The sequence below is a fragment of the Calditrichota bacterium genome, assembly GCA_014359355.1.
GTDB lineage: Bacteria > Zhuqueibacterota > Zhuqueibacteria > JANLFK01 > Oleimicrobiaceae > Oleimicrobium.
The window spans coordinates 1-3,978 of record JACIZP010000374.1 but is presented as its reverse complement, the minus strand read 5'-3'; the positions used below and the strand labels follow the sequence as shown (position 1 = coordinate 3,978).

At 60.4% G+C, this 3,978-nt stretch carries 2 protein-coding genes; both read left to right on the top strand.

All coding sequences use genetic code 11. The features are described from left to right. Positions 1-432, top strand: a 432-nt coding sequence (locus H5U38_15690) for a T9SS type A sorting domain-containing protein (protein ID MBC7188466.1), incomplete at its 5' end; no start/stop codon positions are given. Between the two features lie 66 nt (positions 433-498). Further along, a partial coding sequence (locus H5U38_15685; GenBank protein MBC7188465.1) for a hypothetical protein occupies positions 499-3,978 on the top strand: 3,480 nt, incomplete at its 3' end.

Below are 3,978 nucleotides of genomic sequence, written 5' to 3'. Positions count from 1 at the left end.
GGTGTGACACTTTCCCAACCGACGACGATCAATGGCGTGCTCCGGCTGATGGCCGGCGAGTTTGACAACACCATTCCCTTCACCTTGGGACCCAGCGGCTCGATTTATTATGAGGGAGGAAGTCTGAAGATCGCCGTCGGGGTAACATCGAGGCAGGAGAATGTTCCGCGCGCCTTTTTTGTCGAACAGAACTACCCCAACCCCTTCCGGGGAACGACATCTATCCGTTTTGGTTTACCAAGTGCGAGCTACGTGAGTGTGAAGGTCCTGAATCTTCTCGGACAAGAAGTTGCGACGTTGTACGAGGGGAAGAAGCAGCCAGGTGTCCATGAATTGACGTGGGGACCGCGAGGACTCCCCATGGGCATCTATTTCTACCGTGTGCAGGCGGGCGACGTGGTGAAGATGGGGAGAATGCTGGTTCAGAGGTAGGCGCCCAGCTCTTGTCAGAGTGTAGGGTGCACCTAGAGAGCATATCAGTCATAGGAGGATGCCGTCATGACAAGCAAAAGGTACGCACTTTGGTTGTCGGCCATCGTCTTGGTGGCGCTCGCCGGGCTTGTCTCGGCTCAGCAAATGGGGGACTACCGTTCTGCCACGACGGGGAATTGGAGCGAAGCCGCTACCTGGGAAGTCTTTGACGGAACGCAATGGGTTGCAGCCAGCACGCCGCCAATCGGCACGGAAAACATCACGGTCAAGGGCACGGACGTGGTGAGCATCGACGTGCCGGTAGAGATCCGCGGCTCCCTCAAGGTCCAGGACACCGGAAGCGTGGAAGTCACCACTGGTTCACTGGCTTTCTTGGATGGAGGGCAGTACGAGCACGCACGGAATGGCGGCAGCATCCCCCAAGCCAGTTGGGGGGAGAGGTCGACGATTCTCCTCACTGGCATTACGAGTTCAGCGCCCGCGAACAGGGGTCAGGACTACTGGAACATTGTGCTGAACACACCGGGGCTGACCAGCAATTTGGACCTCAACCTCGCAGGGAAGACGGTCAGCGGAGACATTGTGGTACTCAACACTGGTTCAGCGCGCTGGCGACTCGTGGGTGGCACTTCGGGCACCGTGACCATCCAGGGCGACGTGATTGTTCAGAATGGCCAATTCGAGACACAAGGAACCAGCAGTGCCACGCAGGTGGAGGTGCACCAATACGGCGACATTCTGGTGACCGGGGGCACCTTCGCCATCAGCAGAGGCAGCCAGGGGGGCCAGACCGGCACCGGTTGGACTAAATGGTACCTGCATGAGGGCAATTTCTCGCTGTCCAACGCTACCACCCAGAATTCCAATCCATGGCGGGCAACGTTCATTTTCGCCAAGACCGGGGGAGTCCAGAACCTCCTGCTGGAAAACGTCACCTATGGCGGGGGTGGCTTGCCTGTGCAGGTCGACAGCGGCGCGACTCTGAACATGGGCACTTCGAAACTGGGTGGGAACGGCAAGTTCGTGCTTTCCGCAGGAGCGACCCTGCAGACTGCTGCGCCGGGTGGCCTCGACGAGGCCATTGGCACTTCCGGAGAGAAGCTGCTGAGCAAGGCGGCAGGATATGTCTTCAACGGCATCGAGCCGCAGGCTGCTGGCAGTCTTCTGCCTGACTCAACGCGCTTCTTGGGGGTGGTGAACCCGCAGGGTGTGTCATTCAACGACACCGTGTGGACGTCACAACTCGCGGTACTGCCGGGTGCACTCATGAGGGTGGACACTCTTGGCCTTATCACCGCGCCCAAAGGACTCGTTGAAGGCACTGTGGTGAACCGCGGCATGCTCGCAGGCGGAGACTCGCTGGCCTTTGCTGCCGGCTCGGTGTACGAGCACGCGCGGGATGGGGGGAGTGTGCCGTTGGCCACTTGGCAGGAGGGGTCGACGTTTCTGTTGACGGGGACGAAGCAGGATGCGCCGGCCAATCGCAACCAGAATTTCTACCACGTGGTGTTCAACACCCCCAATCTGGGCCGCAACCGCGACATGGGGTGGGACAACATCACCATTGGCGGCGATATTCGGGTGGTGAACACGGGTGCCTACCGTTGGCAGATGAGCTCGACGGCTGCGGGGGACACGTCGGTCATCACGGTGCTGGGGGATGTGATTGTTGAGGGTGGGGCGTTTGCGGTGCACGGGACGAGCACGGCGAACACCACCTTCATTGTGCACCATTACGGGGATATTGCGGTGACGGGTGGCAACTTTTCCATCGCTCGCGGCTCCCAGGGTAATGGTTCCGGAACGACAACCTGGTATCTGTACGAGGGCGATCTGTCGATGTCGAATGCCACCACGCAGAACTCCAACCCGACGGCCGGCAATGCCAAGTTTGTGTTCGCCAAGGCTGGGGTGCAGAAGCTGACCTTGGGTGAGGGCAACAACATTGTCAACTTGCCCATCGAGGTGAGCTCTGGCACCACGTTGGACGTGGGGCAGAGCGTGTTGGCGGGCAACGGCATCTTTGTCTTGAATCCGGGCGCAACGCTGGCAACGGCTCACAGCGATGGCGTGGCGGGCTTCTTGGGGACATTGCCAGCCGAAGTGGTGACGCTGAGCAGTGACGCCAACTACACGTTCAATGGAACCACACGGCAGGTGACCGGCGCGGCGATGCCATCGGTGGTGAATGACCTAACGATTAACAATTCTGAGGGTGTGGTTTTGTCGCAGCCCACCACCATCAACGGCGTGTTGCACCTGGTCGCCGGCGAGTTCGATAACACGATTCCCTTTGTGCTGGGTCCGCAGGGTCAGATTTCGTACGAGGGTGGCAGTTTGAAGGTGCCGTTAGTGGTGACCGAATACCGCTCGGTGCAGTCGGGCGATTGGAGTCAGGCCTCGACGTGGGAGGGGTTAGTGGTAGATCGGTGGGTGGCGGTGCCCAGTGCGCCGAGGGGCACGGAGAAGATCACTGTTGACGGCAGCGACACGGTGCGGGTGGATATTCCCGTTGAGATTGGTGGCTACCTCAAGGTGCAGGACAATGGCGTGGTGGAGGTGACGAGCGGCTCGTTGGCTTTTGGCGACGGCAGCACCTACGAGCACGCGCGGGACGGGGGGAGTGTGCCGTTGGCTACTTGGCAGGAGGGCTCGACGTTCCTGTTGACGGGGACGAAGCAGGATGCGCCGGCCAATCGCAACCAGAATTTCCACCACGTGGTGTTCAACACCCCCAATCTGGGTCGCAACCGCGACATGGGGTGGGACAACATCACCATCGGCGGCGATATTCGGGTGGTGAACACGGGCGCCTACCGTTGGCAGATGAGCTCGACGGCTGCGGGGGATACGTCGGTCATCACGGTGCTGGGGGATGTGATTGTTGAGGGTGGGGCGTTTGCGGTGCATGGGACGAGCACGGCGAACACCACCTTCATTGTGCACCATTACGGGGATATTGCGGTGACGGGTGGCAACTTTTCCATCAGTCGGGGTTCGCAGCCCAACGGCACCACGACGTGGTATCTGTACGAGGGTGATTTTTCGATGTCCAATGCCACCACGCAGAGTTCGACGCAGACGCCTGGCGGAGCAAGGTTTGTGTTTGCCAAGCAGGGGACGCAGTACTTGCGGCTTGGCGGAGGGAACACGCTGACGGCGTTGCCGATTGAGGTCGGTGGCGGTACGACTTTGGACATGGGGGAGAGTCGGTTAGCGGGGGCGGGTATTTTTGTGCTCAACGAGGGGGCGACGTTGGTAACGGCGCTTGCTGGTGGGGTAGAGGAGGTGTTCCGGGATGTGACGGGTGTGGTGACGTTGCCGGCGGGCTCGAGCTATGGTTTCAATGGGGCGGTGGCGCAGGTGACCAGCACGCGCATGCCGGCGGTGGTGGGCAATCTGCTCATTGCCAACCCGGCGGGGGTGACGTTGTCGCAGCCCACCACCATCAACGGCGTGTTGCACCTGGTCGCCGGCGAGTTCGATAACACGATTCCCTTTGTGCTGGGTCCGCAGGGTCAGATTTCGTACGAGGGTGGCAGTTTG